The organism is Pseudomonas sp. PI1, from assembly GCF_000812405.1.
Lineage (GTDB): Bacteria > Pseudomonadota > Gammaproteobacteria > Pseudomonadales > Pseudomonadaceae > Pseudomonas > Pseudomonas citronellolis.
Genome location: NZ_JWMC01000098.1, coordinates 79,716 through 96,936 on the forward strand (window position 1 = coordinate 79,716; position 17,221 = coordinate 96,936).

A 17,221-nucleotide genomic window follows, 5' to 3' on the forward strand; every position below is an offset into this window, starting at 1 on the left:
CGGGTGGCGGATTTCAAGCCTTCTCGTCGATCGAAGGCGGGGTTTGCTCGGGTGCCTTGCTGACCACAACCATGGCCGGGCGCAGCAGGCGACCGTTGAGCAGGTAGCCCTTCTGGAACACCTTGACCACGCTGCCGGGCTCCAGGTGCACGCTCTCTTCCATCGCCATCGCCTGATGGTGCTCGGGGTTGAACGGCTCGCCGTGGGGGTCGACCGGCTCCAGGTTGTAGCGCTTGAGGGTGTCGTGGAACATCTTGAGGGTCAGCTCGATGCCTTCGCGCATCGGCTTGATCGCCTCGTCGTCCGGGCTGGACATCTCCAGCGCGCGCTCCAGGGTGTCGACCACCGGCAGCAGGTCGCCGGAGAACTTCTCCAGGGCGAACTTGTGCGCCTTCTCGATATCCTGCTCGGCGCGACGGCGCACGTTCTGCAGCTCGGCGGCGACGCGCAGGCTCTGGTCCTTGGCCGCGGCCAGCTGTTCCTCGAGGTCCAGCACGCGGGCGTTCAGGTCGTCGCCGGCAACCTGTTCCGGCTGCTCGTTCAGGTGCGAATCCTGAGTCTGTTGCTCGTCAGACATGCCACTCTCCTAAAAAAGAAAAAGCCTTTGAAAACAAAGCGAACCCAATGGCTCGCGGCTCTGCCGGCTATATGGGGGCCATTTGCGCCGGTTCAAGGGGCGGGCGATGAATTGCCAGCGGCAAAAAATACTGTATAAATAAACAGACCTTTTCACCGGAGCCGCCTCCATGCTGGTTCATCTCTCCGTGCACAACTACGCCATCGTCGAGCACCTCGATCTCGAGCTCGCCGCCGGCATGACCGTGATCACCGGCGAGACCGGCGCCGGCAAGTCGATCATGCTCGACGCCCTCGGCCTGGCCCTGGGCGACCGCGCCGACAGCGGCGTGGTGCGCCCCGGCGCGGACAAGGCCGACATCCTCGCCAGCTTCGACGTCGGCGCCATCGCCGAGGCCCGCGACTGGCTCGCCGAGCGCGACCTGGAGCAGGACGGCCCGTGCATCCTGCGCCGGGTGATCACCGCCGAAGGCCGCTCGCGCGGCTACATCAACGGTACGCCCTGCACCCTGGGCGACCTCAAGGCCCTGGGCGAGCTGCTGATCGATATCCACAGCCAGCACGAGCACCAGTCGCTGCTCAAGGCCGACACCCACCGCCGCCTGCTCGACGAATACGCCGGCAGCCAGGACCTGGCGCGCCAGGTACAGCTGGCCGCGCAGCGCTGGAAACAGACGCGCCACGAACTCGACCGCCTGTCGCGCAGCAGCGACGAACAGCGCGCCCGCCACCAGTTGCTCAGCTACCAGCTGGACGAACTGGAGAACCTGGCCCTGGGCGAGCACGAACTGGAGGCGCTGGAGGCCGAGCACAAGACCCTGAGCAACGCCGGCGCGCTGCTCGGCGCCTGCCGCCAGGTGGTGGACATGTGCAGCGAAAGCGACGCCGGCAACGTGTTGTCGGTGCTGACCGCCAGCCTCAACCGCCTGACCGCCTTCCAGAGCCAGCCCGCGGCGCTGGCCGAGGCGGTCAACCTGCTGTCCAGCGCGCAGATCCAGGTAGAGGAAGCGGTGGGCGAGCTGAACCGTTTCGTCGACAACTTCGATGCCGACCCCAGCCGCCTGCAACAGCTGGAAGAACGCATGGACGCCATCTACAGCCTGGCCCGCAAGCACCGCGTGCAGCCCCACGACCTGCAAGCCCTGCAACAGCGCCTGCTGGAGGAACTGGAGGCACTGAACGCCGACGACGAAGCCGCGGAACGCCTGGGCGAGGAACTGGCCGCCTACGAGCGCCATTACCAGGAAAAAGCCGCGGAACTCAGCACCCTGCGCCGCCAGGCCGCTCCGCAACTGGCGGCCCTGGTGGAGACGGAAATGCAGCGCCTGGGCATGCCCGGCGGGCGCTTCGCCATCGAACTGAGCGACGCCCCCGCCGACGAGCCCCAGGCCAACGGCCTGGAGCAGCTGGAATTCCTGGTCAGCGCCAACCCCGGGCAGCCGCTCAAGGGCCTGGCGCGGGTCGCCTCCGGCGGCGAACTGTCGCGCATCAGCCTGGCCATCCAGGTGATCACCGCGCAAACATCGCGCACGCCCACCCTGGTCTTCGACGAAGTGGACGTCGGCATCGGCGGCCCCACCGCGGAAGTGGTCGGCCAACTGCTGCGCCGCCTGGGCGAAGGCGGCCAGGTGCTGACCGTCACCCACCTGCCGCAGGTCGCGGCCCAGGGCCACCAGCACCTGTTCGTGCACAAGGAACGCGGCAGCAGCGAAACCCGCACCGCGGTAGCCAACCTGAAGAAGGCCGAACGCATAGAAGAGATCGCCCGCATGCTCGGCGGCGTGGACATGACCAAGGAATCCCTGGCCCACGCCCGCAAGATGGTGGACCGGGCGCTGCAGGGCTGAAAAACCGCGAATCGCGCCGCGATGCGCGGCTATCGCGGACAAGGTCCGCTCCTACGGGGAAATGCCACGCCTCGGGCTGACTGTAGGAGCAGGCCCTGCCTGCGATTCGCGCGCAGGGCGCGCTCCTACAAGGGCACGGCGCATGGGCAACCTGTAGGAGCGGATCTCATCCGCGAATCGCGCCGAGACCTCCGACTATCGCGGACAAGGTCCGCTCCTACCGCATGAGCGAGCATGGCTTTTCGTAGGATGGTGTTGAGCGAAGCGATACCCATCACCACCACCGCATGGGTTTCGCAAGCTCAACCCATCCTACGAAAAGCGCCTCGGCGCAGACAGTTGCGCCTACGCACCAATCTCACCTGAAATCCCCCTGAAAATGAAAACGGCGACCCCAGGGCCGCCGTTTTCCGTTCGTTGCAAGGCTTTATTTCTTCTTGCGCACGTACAGGACCAGGTTGTGGTCCACCAGCTCGAAGCCGCGCTCCTTGACGATTTCCTTCTGGCGCTTCTCGATCTCGCTGTCCATGAACTCGATGACCTCGCCGGTATCCACGCAGACCATGTGGTCGTGGTGGCCGCTGTCGGCCAGCTCGAACACGGCATGGCCGCCGTCGAAGTTGTGGCGCACCACCAGGCCGGCTGCCTCGAATTGGGTCAACACGCGGTACACGGTGGCCAGGCCGACATCCTCGCCAGCCTCCATCAGCGCCTTGTAGACGTCCTCGGCGCTCATGTGGCGTTGCTCGGCGGAATCGAGCATCTGCAGGATCTTGACGCGCGGCAGGGTGACTTTCAGGCCGGCCTTGCGCAGTTCGCTATTTTCAACCATGTGTGCTTTCTCGGCGCGGAATGCTTCGCAGCATCCTTCAATGCGGGTATGATCGGGGTTTCGTCGCCCAGCCAAGATAGTGGAAGTCACCCCCCGATGCAAAACACCAAGCTCATGCTGACCAGTCTCGCATTCGCAATGGGACTAGCCGCACTCGCCGGTTGTTCGTTCCCGGGGGTCTACAAGATCGACATCCAGCAAGGCAACGTCGTAACACAAGACATGATAGACCAACTGAAGCCGGGAATGACCCGTCGGCAGGTGCGTTTCATCATGGGCAACCCGCTGATCGTGGATACCTTCCACCCCGACCGCTGGGACTACCTGTACAGCATCCAGCCCGGCGGCGGCCAGCGCCAGCAGGAGCGCGTCAGCCTGATGTTCAACGGCAACGACCAGCTGATCGGCCTGAACGGCGACTTCCGCCCGGGCGTCAGCCGCGACGAGGCCATCCTCGGCAAGGAATCCACCCCCGCTTCACCCGAGCAGCCGCAACAGCAGAAGCCGGAGCAGCCCAAGGAAGAGCCGGCCAAGCCGGGCTCGGTGGAAGAACAGCTGCAGCGCGAAGTCGACGAGGCCAAGCCGGTCGCCGTGCCCACCCCGGAACCGCTGGAAACCAATCCGCAGTAACCGGCACATCCATGAAAAAAGCCCGGCATCGACCGGGCTTTTTCATGTCCGCGTGTTTCGCTCAGCCCTTGCTGGCCTTGGCGCGGGCGGCACGCTGCTTGCGCACTTCCTTGGGGTCGGCGATCAGCGGCCGGTAGATTTCCACCCGCTCGCCCTCCTCCAGCACCCGGCCGTCCGGGTCGGCGACCGCCTTGCCGAAGATGCCCAGCGGGCTGTCGAGCACGTCCAGTTCGGGGAACTGCGCAGCGATGCCGGACAACCTCACCGCTTCGCGCACCCGCGTGCCGTAGGGCACGCTCAGGCGCAGCAGGCGCTGGCGCTCAGGCAGCGCGCAGACCACCTCGATGGCGATGCTGCGCTTATCAGCCATACAGCTGCTTGGCGCGCTGGCAGAAGGCGTCGACCATGGTGTTGGCCGCCTGGGTGAACAGCGGCCCGAGGGTCGCCTTGACCAGGGCGCCGGCGTAATCGAAGGTCAGGTCCAGGGTGATCTTGCAGGCCTTGTCGCCCAGGGCCTTGAAGGTCCACACGCCGTGCAGCTCGGAGAACGGGCCGTCCTCGAGGTTCATCTCGATGCTCTGCCCGGGCACCAGCACGTTGCGCGTGCTGAAGCGCTGCGACAGGTTGCCCTTGGCCACACTGAGCTCGGCGCGCATCGCCGTTTCGCTTTCCTCCAGCACCTTGCTCGCCGAGCACCAGGGCAGGAACTCCGGGTAGCGCGCCACATCGTTGACCAGGTCGTACAGCGCCTTCGCGGGATAGGGCAGCAGGGCCGAACGCTGGATATGCGTGCTCATAGGGATCTCGCTTCTTCAGTGGCGGACGCCGGCGAACCGGCCTCCAACGGTACGAAAAACAGCGCGCATTCTCCGAGATTAGCCACCCACCCTCAAGCGCGCATCCCGCCGCACCCGGAATTGACCGACCCCGATGGCGGCGCGGCGAGCGACTCCCTATAATGCGCGGCCTATGGCTAAACAGAAGAAACACCCCCAGGGAACCATCGCGCAGAACAAGAAGGCTCTGCACGACTACTTCATCGAGCAACGCTTCGAGGCGGGCATCGCCCTGGCCGGCTGGGAGGTCAAGAGCCTGCGCGCCGGCAAGGCCCAGTTGGTCGACAGCTACGTCCTGCTCAAGGACGGCGAGGCCTGGCTGCTGGGCAGCCACATCACCCCGCTGACCACTGCCAGCACCCACGTGATCGCCGACCCGGTGCGCACGCGCAAGCTGCTGCTGCACAAGCGCGAGCTGGGCAAGCTGTTCGGCGCGGTGCAGCAGAAGGGCTACGCCTGCGTGGCGCTGTCGATGTACTGGAAGAAGCACCTGATCAAGTGCGAGATCGCGCTGGCCAAGGGCAAGAAGGAATACGACAAGCGCGACACCGAGAAGGAACGCGATTCCAATCGCGAGATCCAGCGCGCCATGCGGCACGGCAAGGACGACTGACGCCAGGCTTTTCGTAGGATGGGTGGAGCGAAGCGATACCCATCGCCGTCAGCCCCCGCTTTTCGTAGGAGCGAGTTTGCTCGCTCCTGCAGGTTCCTGCCGTTAAACCCCCAGCCTGCGCTGCGCCCGCTCCAGGCGCCGCACTTCGTCCTGTGCCTCCTCCAGCACTTCCCGCACATAGGAAATGTGCCGGTGGGAAATCTCCCGCGCCTCTTCCGCCCGGCCCTGCATGATCGCGTCGTACAGCTCGCGGTGCTGGCTCATCAGTTGCTCGCGGGTTTCCGTGCGCTGGGCGTACATGCCGCCGATGTTGGTCACCACGTTGTGCTTGAGCAGGTCGAACAGGCCGCGGATGGTGTGCAGCAGCACGGTGTTGTGGCTGGCCTCGGCGATGGCCAGGTGGAAGCTGGCGTCGGCCGCCCCCTCCTCCTCGCTGACCTTGTCGTTGCGCTGATAGCAGGCCTGCAGCGTCTCGAAGGCGCTGGTCAGGCGCTGGTGGTCCACCTCGGTGGCGCGCAGCGCGGCGTAGTAGGCGCAGGAGCCTTCCAGGGTGTGGCGGAACTCCAGCAGGTCGCGCTGCGCCTCGGGGTTGCTCTCCAGCAGGTGCAGCAACGGGTCGCTGAAGGTCGAGCCCAGGGACTGCGCGACATAGTTGCCGCCGCCCTGGCGGCTGACCAGCAGCCCCTTGGCCACCAGTTTCTGGATCGCCTCGCGCAGCGAAGGCCGCGACACCCCGAACTGCTCGGCCAGCACCCGCTCGGCCGGCAGGCGTTCGCCCGCCTTCAGCGTGCCCTCGAGGATCATCGCCTCCAGACGCTCGACGATATCGTCCGACAAGCGGCGCTGCCGTACCTGATTGAAAGCCATCTTTTCCCCACCTCTCGGCCCGCCTGGCGGAAGGCCCCGTTTCGCAGGGGCGGCAGCCTAACCAGCGGCACCCGACACAACAAGCCCGACGATCGCCGGGATCGCCCGGTCCGACAAAAGTTGTAGCGCCGCAAATTGACAGCCTACAGGGATGCTTTTACTCTGAGCGCTCGCTTTTGTAAATTGGTATTACCAATTTTCGCGAGATCCGCCGAGACGGTCGTCCGCCTGCCGCCAACCCCGCCCGGGGCGGCGCCAAACCCACGACACGGCGCAAGACTAGACTCCAATCAAAAAACAATTAGGAGCCAAAACAGCATGCAAACCTGGCAGCAGATCTATACCCCGCTCGGCAGCCTCGGCCTGTCCGCGCTGGTCGCCGTGATCCCGATCGTCTTCTTCTTCCTGGCGCTGGCCGTGTTCCGCCTCAAGGGCCACGTCGCCGGCACCATCACCCTGATCCTCTCCATCGTCGTCGCCATCGCCGCCTACGGCATGCCGGTCGGCAAGGCCCTGGGCGCCGCGTTCTACGGCTTCCTCTACGGCCTCTGGCCGATCGCCTGGATCATCGTCGCGGCGGTGTTCCTGTACAAACTGACGGTGAAGAGCGGGCAGTTCGAGATCATCCGCAGCTCGGTCCTGTCGATCACTTCCGACCAACGCCTGCAGGTGCTGCTGATCGGCTTCTCCTTCGGCGCCTTCCTGGAAGGCGCGGCCGGCTTCGGCGCGCCGGTGGCGATCACCGCCGCCCTGCTCGTCGGCCTGGGCTTCAACCCGCTGTACGCCGCCGGCCTGTGCCTGATCGCCAACACCGCGCCGGTGGCCTTCGGCGCCCTGGGCATTCCGATCATCGTCGCCGGCCAGGTCTCGGGCATCGACGCCTTCAAGATCGGCGCCATGGCCGGCCGCCAGCTGCCGCTGCTGTCGCTGCTGGTGCCGTTCTGGCTGGTGTTCATGATGGACGGCCTCAAGGGCGTGAAGGAAACCTGGCCGGCCGCGCTGGTCGCCGGCGGCAGCTTCGCCGTCAGCCAGTACTTCACCTCCAACTTCATCGGCCCGGAACTGCCGGACATCACCTCCGCGCTGATCAGCCTGGTGTGCCTGACCCTGTTCCTGAAAGTCTGGCAACCGGCCAACGCCGTCGAAGTGGTCGGCGTCTCCGGCGGCGCAGCCGTGGTCGGCGGCGGCAACGCGCCGCGCTCCGAACCCTCGCCCTACAGCACCGGCGAGATCATCAAGGCCTGGTCGCCGTTCCTGGTGCTCACCGTGCTGGTCACCATCTGGACGCTGAAGCCGTTCAAGGCCATGTTCCTGCCCGGCGGCGCGCTCTACAGCCTGGTGTTCAACTTCCCGATCCCGGGCCTGGACCAACTGGTGTTCAAGGGCCCGCCGATCGCTGCCGCCGCCACCGCGCTGCCGGCCGTGTTCAAGTTCGACCCGCTGGCCGCCACCGGCACCGCGATCCTGATCTCCGCGATCGTCTCGATGTTCATCCTGCGCATCGCCACGAAAACTGGTCTGACCACTTTCAAGGAAACCCTGGTCGAGCTGAAGTGGCCGGTGCTGTCCATCGGCATGGTGCTGGCCTTCGCCTTCGTCACCAACTTCTCCGGCATGTCCACCACCCTGGCCCTGGTCCTGGCCGGCACCGGCGCGGCCTTCCCGTTCTTCTCGCCGTTCCTCGGCTGGCTGGGCGTGTTCCTGACCGGTTCGGACACCTCGTCCAACGCGCTGTTCGGCGCCCTGCAGGGCACCACCGCGCACCAGATCGGCGTCAACGACACCCTGCTGGTGGCCGCCAACACCACCGGTGGCGTGACCGGCAAGATGATCTCGCCGCAATCCATCGCCGTGGCCTGCGCCGCCACCGGCATGGTCGGCAAGGAATCCGACCTGTTCCGCTTCACCCTGAAGCACAGCCTGCTGTTCGCCGCGGTGATCGGCGTGATCACCCTGCTGCAGGCCTATGTCTTCACCGGCATGCTCGTTCACTAAGCTGTACCTGCCGGGCCCCAGCGCTACGGGGCCCGGCCTTCACCGTCCACCCCAACCGGTGCCCTGCCAGATGATCATTTCCGCCTCCACCGACTACCGCGCCGCGGCCCAACGCAAGATTCCGCCCTTCCTGTTCCACTACGCCGACGGCGGCGCCTACGCCGAGCACACCCTGCGCCGCAACGTGGCGGACCTGTCGGACATCGCCCTGCGCCAGCGCGTGCTGAAGAACATGTCCGAGCTGAGCCTGGAAACCAAACTGTTCAACGAGACCCTGGCGATGCCGGTGGCCCTGGCCCCGGTCGGCCTGACCGGCATGTACGCCCGCCGCGGCGAAGTGCAGGCGGCGCGCGCCGCGGCCTCCAAGGGAGTGCCCTTCACCCTGTCGACCGTCTCGGTGTGCCCGATCGAGGAAGTGGCGCCGGCCATCGACCGGCCCATGTGGTTCCAGCTCTACGTGCTGAAGGACCGCGGCTTCATGAAGAACGCCCTGGAGCGGGCCAAGGCCGCCGGCTGCTCGACCCTGGTGTTCACCGTGGACATGCCGGTGCCTGGCGCCCGCTACCGCGACGCGCACTCCGGCATGAGCGGCCCGAACGCGCCCATGCGGCGCATGTGGCAGGCCATGACCCACCCGCAGTGGGCGCTGGACGTGGGCCTGCTGGGCCGCCCGCACGACCTGGGCAACATCTCCAAATACCGCGGCAACCCCACGGGCCTGGCCGACTACATCGGCTGGCTGGGCGCCAACTTCGACCCGTCGATTTCCTGGAAGGACCTGGAGTGGATCCGCGACTTCTGGGAAGGCCCGATGGTGATCAAGGGCATCCTCGACCCGGAGGACGCCAAGGACGCGGTGAAATTCGGCGCCGACGGCATCGTCGTCTCCAACCACGGCGGCCGCCAGCTCGACGGCGTGCTGTCCAGCGCCCGCGCCCTGCCGGCCATCGCCGACGCGGTGAAGGGCGACCTGACCATCCTCGCCGACTCCGGCATCCGCAACGGCCTGGACGTGGTCCGCATGATCGCCCTGGGCGCCGACAGCGTGCTGCTCGGCCGCGCCTTCCTCTACGCCCTGGCGGTGGATGGCGAGGCCGGCGTGCGCAACCTGCTGGAGCTGATCGAGAAGGAAATGCGCGTGGCCATGGTGCTCACCGGCGCCAAGTCGATCGGCGAAATCACCCGCGATTCGCTGGTGCGCGAACTCGGCGCCTGAAGGCGCCCCCTGTAGGAGCGAGCTTGCCCGGCTCCGAGCCCGCCGGGTTCGCGAGCCAGCTCGCTCCTGCAAAATCAAAAGAACACCGATGGGCCGTCCAGCGGTCCACGCTCACCGATGATGACTGGAGCCGCCATGAGCCTGCCCGCCGCGTTCCTCGACACGGTAGAACACCTGATCCCGCGCGAGCGGCGTTTCGATGATCCCCTATCGACCCTGGCCTTCGGCACCGACGCCAGCTTCTACCGGCTGATCCCCAAGCTGGTGATCCGCGTGGAGAGCGAAGACGAGGTGCGCACCCTGCTGCGCGCCGCCCACGCCCAGCAGGTGGCGGTGACCTTCCGCGCCGCCGGCACCAGCCTTTCCGGCCAGGCGGTCAGCGACTCGGTGCTGCTGGTGCTGGGCGACAACTGGAACGGCCGCGACATCCGCGCCAGCGGCGGGCAGATCCGCCTGCAGCCCGGCGTCATCGGCGCCCAGGCCAACGCCTGGCTGGCGCCCTTTGGCCGCAAGATCGGCCCGGACCCAGCCTCGATCAACGCCTGCAAGATCGGCGGCATCGTCGCCAACAACGCCAGCGGCATGTGCTGCGGCACCGCGCAGAACAGCTACAACACCCTGGCCGGCCTGCGCCTGGTGCTGGCCGACGGCACCCTGCTGGACAGCGAGGACGCAGCCAACATCGAGGCCTTCCAGGCCAGCCACGGCGAGCTGCTGGAACAACTGGCCGAACTGGGCCGGCAGACCCGCGCCAACACCGAGCTGGCGGCCAAGATCCGCCACAAGTACCGCCTGAAGAACACCACCGGCTTCTCCCTCAACGCCCTGGTGGACTACGACCAGCCGCTGGACATCCTCACCCACCTGATGGTCGGCTCCGAAGGCACCCTGGGCTTCATCAGCGCAGTGACCTACGACACCGTGCCGGACCACCCGCACAAGGCCAGCGCGCTGATCGTCTTCCCCGACGTGGAAACCTGCTGCAAGGCCGTGCCGGTGCTCAAGCAGCAGCCGGTGTCCGCCGTGGAACTGCTGGACCGCCGCAGCCTGCGCTCGGTGGAGAACATGCAGGGCATGCCGGTGTGGGTGAAGAGCCTGTCCGCCGGCGCCTGCGCGCTGCTCATCGAATCCCGCGCGGCGACGCAGACGCTGCTGCACGAACAGCTCGCGCAGATCATGGCCTCCATCGCCGAATTCCCGGTGGAGAAGCAGGTCGATTTCAGCGAAGACCCGCTCGTCTACAACCAGCTCTGGCGCATCCGCAAGGACACCTTCCCGGCGGTGGGCGCGGTGCGCGAGACCGGCACCACGGTGATCATCGAAGACGTCACCTTCCCCGTCGAACAACTGGCCGAGGGCGTGAACCGCCTGATCGAGCTGTTCGACAAGCACGGCTACGACGAGGCGATCCTGTTCGGCCACGCGCTGGAGGGCAACCTACACTTCGTCTTCACCCAGGGCTTCGACTCGCCCGAGCAGGTGGCGCGCTACTCGGCCTTCATGGACGACGTGGCGCACCTGGTGGCGGTGGAATACGGCGGCTCGCTGAAGGCCGAGCACGGCACCGGGCGCAACATGGCGCCCTTCGTCGAGCTGGAATGGGGCCACGACGCCTACCAGCTGATGTGGCAGCTCAAGCGCCTGCTCGACCCGCAGGGCATCCTCAACCCCGGCGTCATCCTCACCGACGACCCGCAACTGCACCTGAAGAACCTCAAGCCGCTGCCGGCCGCCGACGAGATCGTCGACAAATGCATCGAGTGCGGCTTCTGCGAACCGGTGTGCCCGTCCAAGGGCCTGACCTTGAGCCCGCGCCAGCGCATCGTCATGTGGCGCGACATCCAGGCCAAGCGCCGCAGCGGCGTCGATACCACGCAACTGGAGCGCGACTACCAGTACCAGGGCATCGACACCTGCGCCGCCACCGGCCTGTGCGCCCAGCGCTGCCCGGTGAACATCAACACCGGCGAGCTGGTGAAGAAACTGCGCGGCGAGCAGGCCCACCACGCCGGCACCGCCACCTGGCTGGCGCGCAACTTCGCCACGGCCATGAAGGGCACGCGCTTCATGCTGCATGCCGCCAACGGCGCGCGCAGGCTGCTCGGCGCACCGCGCCTGGCCAGCCTCAGCGCCTCCATCAGCCACGCCAGCAAGGGCCGCGTGCCGCAGTGGACGCCAGCCATGCCGCAGCCGGTGCGCTTCAGCCTGCCGGCGGCCAGCGACGCCACCGACAAGCCGCGGGTGGTCTACCTCACCGCCTGCGTGTCCCGCGCCATGGGCCCGGCGGCCGGCGACGAGGAACAGGTGCCGCTGATCGACAAGACCCGCCAGTTGCTGGAAAAGGCCGGCTACCAGGTGGTGTTCCCGGATAACGCCGACAACCTCTGCTGCGGCCAGCCGTTCGCCTCCAAGGGCTACAAGCAGCAGGCCGACGACAAGCGCGACGAACTGCTGGCCGCGCTGCTGCAGGCCAGCCGCGGCGGGCTCGACCCGATCTACTGCGACACCAGCCCCTGCACCCTGCGCCTGGTCCAGGAGCTGGCCGACAGCCGGCTGCGGATCTACGACCCGGTGAAGTTCATCCGCAGCTTCCTGGTCGAGCGCCTGGACTTCCAGCCGCTGGACAAGCCGGTGGCGGTGCACGTCACCTGCAGCACCCAGCACCTGGGCGAAAGCCAGGCGCTGATCGACCTGGTACGCCGCTGCACGAACGAAGTGGTGATCCCCGAAGGCATCCACTGCTGCGGCTTCGCCGGCGACAAGGGCTTCACCACCCCGGAACTCAACGCCCACTCGCTACGCAGCCTGAAAGACGCGGTGCAGTACTGCGAAGAAGGCATCTCCACCAGCCGCACCTGCGAAATCGGCCTGAGCGCCCACAGCGGCATCGACTACCACGGCGTGGTCTACCTGGTGGACCGGGTAACCCGCCCCCGTGCGCAGGCGCAGCGGATCGACGCACCGTAGGGCGAATAACCGTTCGCGGTTATCCGCCGTTGCCCCGGCACGCAACCACCCGGCGGGCTCCCCGTAGGATGGGTTGAGCGAAGCGATACCCATCACCACCACCGCATGGGTTTCGCAAGCTCAACCCATCCTACGAAAAGCGCCGGCCTTAACCCCACGTTAAGCGAGCCCTGCCAGCCTCTGCCGCGAAACCGCCGCTGCGGCTATCCTGCTCGGCGACAGCATGCGAATGGGGGCGAAGATGAGAATCCTGCTGGCTGAAGACGACCCGCTGCTGGGCGACGGCATCCGCGCCGGGCTGGGCCTGGAAGGCGACACCGTGGACTGGGTGACCGACGGCGTGGCCGCCGACCAGGCCCTGGCCACCGACGAGTTCGACCTGCTGGTGCTCGACCTCGGCCTGCCGCGGCGCGACGGCATGGAAGTGCTGCGCGGCCTGCGCAAGCGCGGCGACATGACCCCGGTGCTGATCCTCACCGCCCGCGACAAGGTGGCCGACCGCGTGGCCGGCCTGGACGCCGGCGCCGACGACTACCTGAGCAAGCCCTTCGACCTCGACGAACTGCTGGCCCGCGTACGCGCCCTCACCCGCCGCCACACCGGCCGCGCCCAGCCGCTGCTGGAACACGGGGAGCTGCGCCTGGACCCGGCCACCCACCAGGTCAGCCTGGGCGGCGAGCCGGTGGAACTGGCCCCGCGCGAATACGCCCTGCTGCGCCTGCTGCTGGAGCAGCGCGGCAAGGTGCTCTCGCGCACCCGCCTGGTCGAAGCCCTGTACGGCTGGGACGGCGAGCTGGAAAGCAACGCCATCGAAGTCCACGTCCACCACCTGCGGCGCAAGCTGGGCAACGAGCTGATCCGCACCGTGCGCGGCATCGGCTACGGCATCGACCGCCCGGCCAAGGACGCGCCTTGAGCGCCACGCCCGGCCGCACGCGCCGCGCCGGCTCGCTGAGCCGGCGCCTGCTGCTGCTGCTGATCGGCGGCGTGACGCTCTGCTGGCTGCTGGCCGGCACCCTCACCTACCACCTCGCCTCGCGCCAGGTGGACCGGCTCTACGACGAAGACATGATCGACTTCGGCGAGGCCGCCCTGCGCCTGGTGGACGTCGCCGGCGGCCAGGGCGAGCTGATCGCCCGCAGCCGCAAGGCCATCGAGGGCCTGCCGCTGATCAAGCGCGAATCCGCCCTGGGCTACAGCCTCTGGTACCAGGGCCAGCCGCTGTTCGCCACGCCCGGCCTGCCCACGGGCCTGGAAACCCTGGAGACCGGCTTCTCCGAAATCCGTCACAGCGGCATCACCTGGCGCGTCCTGCAACTGAGCACCCGCGACGAAAACGCGCGCATCTGGGTAGTGGAAAACCTCCACCACCGCAGCCACACCCTGCACCTGCTGCTGCTCAGCGCCCTCTTCCCGCTGCTGCTGGCCCTGCCGCTGCTGGCCCTGCTGGTGTGGTTCGGCGTCAACAACGGCCTGGCGCCGCTGCGCAGCCTCACCGCGCAACTGCACCAGCGCAGCGCGCGCAGCCTGCAGCCGCTGGCGCTCAACCGCGCGCCGGTGGAAGTGCACAGCCTGGTCAACGAACTCAACCTGCTGCTCGAACGCCTGGGCACCGCCATGGAAGCCGAGCGCCGCCTGACCAGCGACGCCGCCCACGAAATCCGCACCCCCCTGGCCAGCCTGCGCACCCATGCCCAGGTGGCGCTGCGCTCCTCCGACCCGGCGGTGCTCGCCCACGGCCTGCAGCAGGTCAGCCGCAGCATCGAGCGCATCGGCACGCTGATGGAGCAGATCCTCCTGCTGGCGCGCCTGGACAACGAGGAACTGCACGAGACCTTCACCCGCGTCGACCTCGGCCAGCTCAGCGAGGAAACCATCGCCGACCTGGCGCCCCAGGCCATCGACAAGGGCATCGAGCTGACACTGGAGAGCCAGGGCGCCGTGGTCATGGGCGTGCCGGTGTGGCTGGGCATCATGCTCGGCAACCTGGTGGGCAACGCCCTGCGCTACACCCCCGAGGGCGGCCGCGTGGAAGTGCGCCTGGGCACCGAGGGCGGCAAGGTGCAGCTGTGGGTGCTGGACTCCGGCCCCGGCGTGGCCGCCGCCGAGCAGGCCGCCATCTTCACCCGCTTCTACCGCAGCCCCGGCGTCGCCTCCGGCACCGGCGGCAGCGGCCTGGGGCTGCCCATCGTCAAGCGCGTGGTGGAAATCCACCAGGGCCACATCAGCCTGCACCCCGGCCTGGACGGGCGCGGCCTGGGCGTGCGGGTGGAACTGCCGTCCGCGCAACTTTCCTGAACCCCGGCACCTGCGGCGCAGTCCACCGTGCAGGCCCCGCTCGCCTGGCGAGTCGCCGCCTGTGACATGTTCAGCCGTACAGGTACCGCATCATGAAAACCACCATCCTGTTCATCAGTGCCGCGCTGCTCGCGTCGCCGGTGTTCGCCGCCGACCGCTGCAGCGACAACCTGCAGAGAATCGACGAGAGCATGCAGAGCACCAACCGCAGCGACAGCGTGCAGGAGCAGGCTATGCGGCTCCAGGAAAAGGCCGCCCAGGCCCAGGAACAGGGCAATACCCAGGCCTGCGTGGCCATGACCGAGAAGGCCCTCAAGCTGCTGAAAGCCTCGTCCAGCAGCTGAGCCGACGCCCGGCGGGCGCCGCCGCGAGCGGGGAAACGCGGCGGCCCCGAGCCGCGGCAATCGACACACGAGGAAACAACCCCTTGAGCGCGCCGGGCAATCCGCTAGAATGCCCGGCGTCATTGGGGAGTAGCCGCCCGCCCGGAACACCGGCGGGGACCACGTCAACATCCTTGGCCGGCAGGCCATGGCGTGGCCAGCGCAAAGCCTGGCAAGACCTTTGACCATGCAACCTCCGCAACGGCCGAGGAGGCGCATGGTCATGGGTAATACACCGGCCGGGAGTTCCACCGTGATGCACCGCCTCCGTCCCGAATCGCCCTCCACCCGCGAGGAGCGCGCGCCATGCTGACCTTCGTCCTCGAACTGCTCGGCATGCTGTTGCTGATCCTGATCGCCGCCGAACTCTTCACCAACGCCCTGGAACACCTGGGCGAGCGCCTGGGCATCTCCGAAGGCGTCACCGGCTCGCTGTTCGCCGCCATCGGCACCGCCCTGCCGGAAACCCTGGTGCCGCTGCTGGCGCTGGTGGCCGGCACCAGCAACGTCTCGCTCAACGAAGAAGTGGGCGTGGGCGCCATCCTCGGTGCGCCGCTGATGCTCTCCACCCTGTCCACCTGCCTGATGGCCTGCTTCGTCCTCCGCGGCCGTGGCCTGCGCGGGCGCCTGGTGCCCGAGCGCAGCGGCCTGCTGCGCGACCTCAACTTCTTCCTCCTGGCCTTCTGCCTGGCCACGGTGGCGATGTTCGTGCCCTCGCAACTGCACAGCTACCGCATCGGCCTGAGCCTGCTGCTGGTGCTCACCTACGTCGGCTACATCACCCTCACCCTGCGCGCCTCCCGCGACCTGGTGGAAGACGGCCACGGCACCGCGGCGGAAAACCCCATGTGGCTGTCGCGCCTGGGCGTGCCGACCAACGCCTTCACCATCCTCCTGCAACTGGTGCTGGGCCTGGCCCTGCTGGTGCTCGGCGCCAAGGGCTTCATCCACGGCGTGGAGGGCCTGTCCGACCTGCTCGGCATCTCCGCCCTGCTGCTCTCGCTGCTGATCATCCCCATCGCCACCGAGCTGCCGGAGAAGGTCAACAGCATCCTCTGGGTGCGCCGCGGCAAGGACACCCTGGCCTTCGGCAACATCACCGGCGCCATGGTCTTCCAGGGCACCCTGCTGCCGGCCATCGGCATCCTGCTGACGCCCTGGCAGCCGCGCATCGAAGTGCTCACCGGGGTGCTGGTGACCCTCGGCGCGGCGCTCTGGCTGCGCCTCAACGCCCGCCACAATGGCATCGCCGCCTGGGTGCTGCTGGGCAACGGCGCGCTCTACGTCGCCTACCTGGCCATCACCCTCGGCCGCTGAACGCCGGCGCCGCCGTGCAAGCCACGGCGCAGCGCCTAAACTGACGGTTCCGCCAGGCGCCCGGCCGGCGCCTGCCGACACACCGCTGCATGCAAGGAGAGGCCATGAAGATCCTGGTAGTGCTCACATCCCACGACCAACTGGGCGACACCGGCAAGAAAACCGGCTTCTGGCTGGAGGAGTTCGCCGCGCCTTACTACGTGTTCAAGGACGCCGGCGCCGAGCTGACGCTCGCCTCGCCCAAGGGCGGCCAGCCGCCGCTGGACCCGAAAAGCGACGAGCCCGACGCCCAGACGCCGGCCACCGAGCGCTTCCGCAAGGACCCCGAAGCCCAGGCCGCCCTGGCCAGCACGCGCAAGCTGGCCGAGGTGAACGAAGCCGACTACGACGCCGTCTTCTACCCCGGCGGCCACGGCCCCCTGTGGGACCTGGCCGAGGACAGGTACTCCATCGCCCTGATCGAATCCTTCGCCAGCGCAGGCAAGCCGGTCGCCGCCGTCTGCCACGCCCCCGGCGTGCTGCGCCACGTGAAGAACGGCGACGGCAAGCCGCTGGTCGAGGGCCGCCACGTCACCGGCTTCTCCAACAGCGAGGAAGAAGCCGTGGGCCTGACCGCCGTAGTGCCCTTCCTGGTGCAGAGCGAACTCAAGGCCAAGGGCGGCCGCTACGCCAAGGCCGACGACTGGCAGAGCCACGTGGAAGTGGACCGCCTGCTGATCACCGGGCAGAACCCCGCATCGAGCGAAGCGGTGGCCGCCGCCGTGCTGAAACTCCTGGCCTGACAGGGGTTTGCAGAGCCCCCGGTGGACTCGCCGGGGGCTTTGCCGTACACTGGCCGGGACCT

The 17,221-nt window shown here is 67.7% G+C and carries 16 protein-coding genes and 1 riboswitch; of the genes, 11 read left to right on the forward strand and 5 right to left on the reverse strand.

From position 1 onward, the window contains the following. Window positions 1-13: 13 nt before the first annotated feature. Entirely contained in the window at window positions 14-577 is a 564-nt protein-coding gene (gene grpE / locus RN02_RS28530; RefSeq protein WP_009613068.1) for a nucleotide exchange factor GrpE, read from the reverse strand. Between the two features lie 169 nt (window positions 578-746). Here grpE and recN point away from each other — a divergent pair, with 169 nt between their 5' ends. Beyond that, window positions 747-2,423 (forward strand): DNA repair protein RecN, encoded by a 1,677-nt coding sequence (gene recN, locus RN02_RS28535; RefSeq protein ID WP_043318582.1) that lies wholly within the window; start codon window positions 747-749, stop codon window positions 2,421-2,423. 427 nt (window positions 2,424-2,850) lie between these two features. On the opposite strand, the gene fur is transcribed toward recN, so the two are convergent. Next, window positions 2,851-3,255, reverse strand: coding sequence for a ferric iron uptake transcriptional regulator (gene fur, locus RN02_RS28540; RefSeq protein WP_009613072.1), 405 nt, complete (start codon window positions 3,253-3,255; stop codon window positions 2,851-2,853). A 96-nt stretch (window positions 3,256-3,351) separates the two neighbouring features. Between fur and RN02_RS28545 the strand changes: the two genes are divergently transcribed. Next, window positions 3,352-3,885: an outer membrane protein assembly factor BamE gene (locus RN02_RS28545; protein WP_043268997.1), complete on the forward strand. Its 534-nt coding sequence runs from the start codon at window positions 3,352-3,354 to the stop codon at window positions 3,883-3,885. 61 nt (window positions 3,886-3,946) lie between these two features. On the opposite strand, the gene RN02_RS28550 is transcribed toward RN02_RS28545, so the two are convergent. Together RN02_RS28550 and RN02_RS28555 are read right to left on the reverse strand one after the other, a co-directional pair. Beyond that, complete coding sequence (locus RN02_RS28550; protein ID WP_043318584.1) at window positions 3,947-4,255, reverse strand: RnfH family protein; 309 nt, start codon at window positions 4,253-4,255, stop codon at window positions 3,947-3,949. After that, window positions 4,248-4,682 (reverse strand): type II toxin-antitoxin system RatA family toxin, encoded by a 435-nt coding sequence (locus RN02_RS28555; RefSeq protein ID WP_043268992.1) that lies wholly within the window; start codon window positions 4,680-4,682, stop codon window positions 4,248-4,250. Before RN02_RS28555 ends, RN02_RS28550 begins: the two co-directional genes overlap by 8 nt. A 172-nt stretch (window positions 4,683-4,854) precedes the next feature. On the opposite strand from RN02_RS28555, the gene smpB reads away from it, so the two are divergent. Further along, window positions 4,855-5,334 (forward strand): SsrA-binding protein SmpB, encoded by a 480-nt coding sequence (gene smpB / locus RN02_RS28560; RefSeq protein WP_043268990.1) that lies wholly within the window; start codon window positions 4,855-4,857, stop codon window positions 5,332-5,334. Window positions 5,335-5,436: 102 nt separating this feature from the next. On the opposite strand, the gene RN02_RS28565 is transcribed toward smpB, so the two are convergent. Continuing rightward, window positions 5,437-6,201, reverse strand: a complete 765-nt coding sequence (locus RN02_RS28565; protein ID WP_009613080.1) for an FCD domain-containing protein — start codon at window positions 6,199-6,201, stop codon at window positions 5,437-5,439. Between the two features lie 318 nt (window positions 6,202-6,519). On the opposite strand from RN02_RS28565, the gene RN02_RS28570 reads away from it, so the two are divergent. From RN02_RS28570 to RN02_RS28605, 8 genes are all read left to right on the forward strand, one after another. Then, the gene (locus tag RN02_RS28570) at window positions 6,520-8,196 is read left to right on the forward strand and encodes a lactate permease LctP family transporter (RefSeq protein ID WP_043318586.1); all 1,677 of its coding nucleotides are present in this window, start codon (window positions 6,520-6,522) and stop codon (window positions 8,194-8,196) included. 70 nt (window positions 8,197-8,266) lie between these two features. Next, the gene (lldD, locus tag RN02_RS28575; RefSeq protein WP_043318588.1) at window positions 8,267-9,412 is read left to right on the forward strand and encodes an FMN-dependent L-lactate dehydrogenase LldD; all 1,146 of its coding nucleotides are present in this window, start codon (window positions 8,267-8,269) and stop codon (window positions 9,410-9,412) included. A gap of 135 nt (window positions 9,413-9,547) precedes the next feature. Next, a complete protein-coding gene (locus RN02_RS28580; protein ID WP_043318589.1) occupies window positions 9,548-12,379 on the forward strand; it encodes an FAD-binding and (Fe-S)-binding domain-containing protein in 2,832 nt (943 codons plus the stop codon). Window positions 12,380-12,620: 241 nt separating this feature from the next. Beyond that, window positions 12,621-13,295 carry a response regulator gene (locus tag RN02_RS28585; RefSeq protein WP_043268986.1) on the forward strand — a complete coding sequence of 225 codons (675 nt, stop codon included), beginning with the start codon at window positions 12,621-12,623 and terminating at the stop codon, window positions 13,293-13,295. Next, complete coding sequence (locus RN02_RS28590; protein WP_043318591.1) at window positions 13,292-14,677, forward strand: sensor histidine kinase; 1,386 nt, start codon at window positions 13,292-13,294, stop codon at window positions 14,675-14,677. Before RN02_RS28585 ends, RN02_RS28590 begins: the two co-directional genes overlap by 4 nt. A 92-nt stretch (window positions 14,678-14,769) precedes the next feature. Further along, the gene (locus RN02_RS28595; RefSeq protein WP_043268982.1) at window positions 14,770-15,021 is read left to right on the forward strand and encodes a hypothetical protein; all 252 of its coding nucleotides are present in this window, start codon (window positions 14,770-14,772) and stop codon (window positions 15,019-15,021) included. A 112-nt stretch (window positions 15,022-15,133) separates the two neighbouring features. Beyond that, window positions 15,134-15,308, forward strand: a riboswitch (yybP-ykoY riboswitch). Between the two features lie 58 nt (window positions 15,309-15,366). Then, the gene (locus tag RN02_RS28600) at window positions 15,367-16,377 is read left to right on the forward strand and encodes a sodium:calcium antiporter (RefSeq protein ID WP_043318593.1); all 1,011 of its coding nucleotides are present in this window, start codon (window positions 15,367-15,369) and stop codon (window positions 16,375-16,377) included. A gap of 104 nt (window positions 16,378-16,481) precedes the next feature. Next, complete coding sequence (locus RN02_RS28605) at window positions 16,482-17,159, forward strand: type 1 glutamine amidotransferase domain-containing protein (protein ID WP_043318595.1); 678 nt, start codon at window positions 16,482-16,484, stop codon at window positions 17,157-17,159. Window positions 17,160-17,221: the final 62 nt, after the last annotated feature.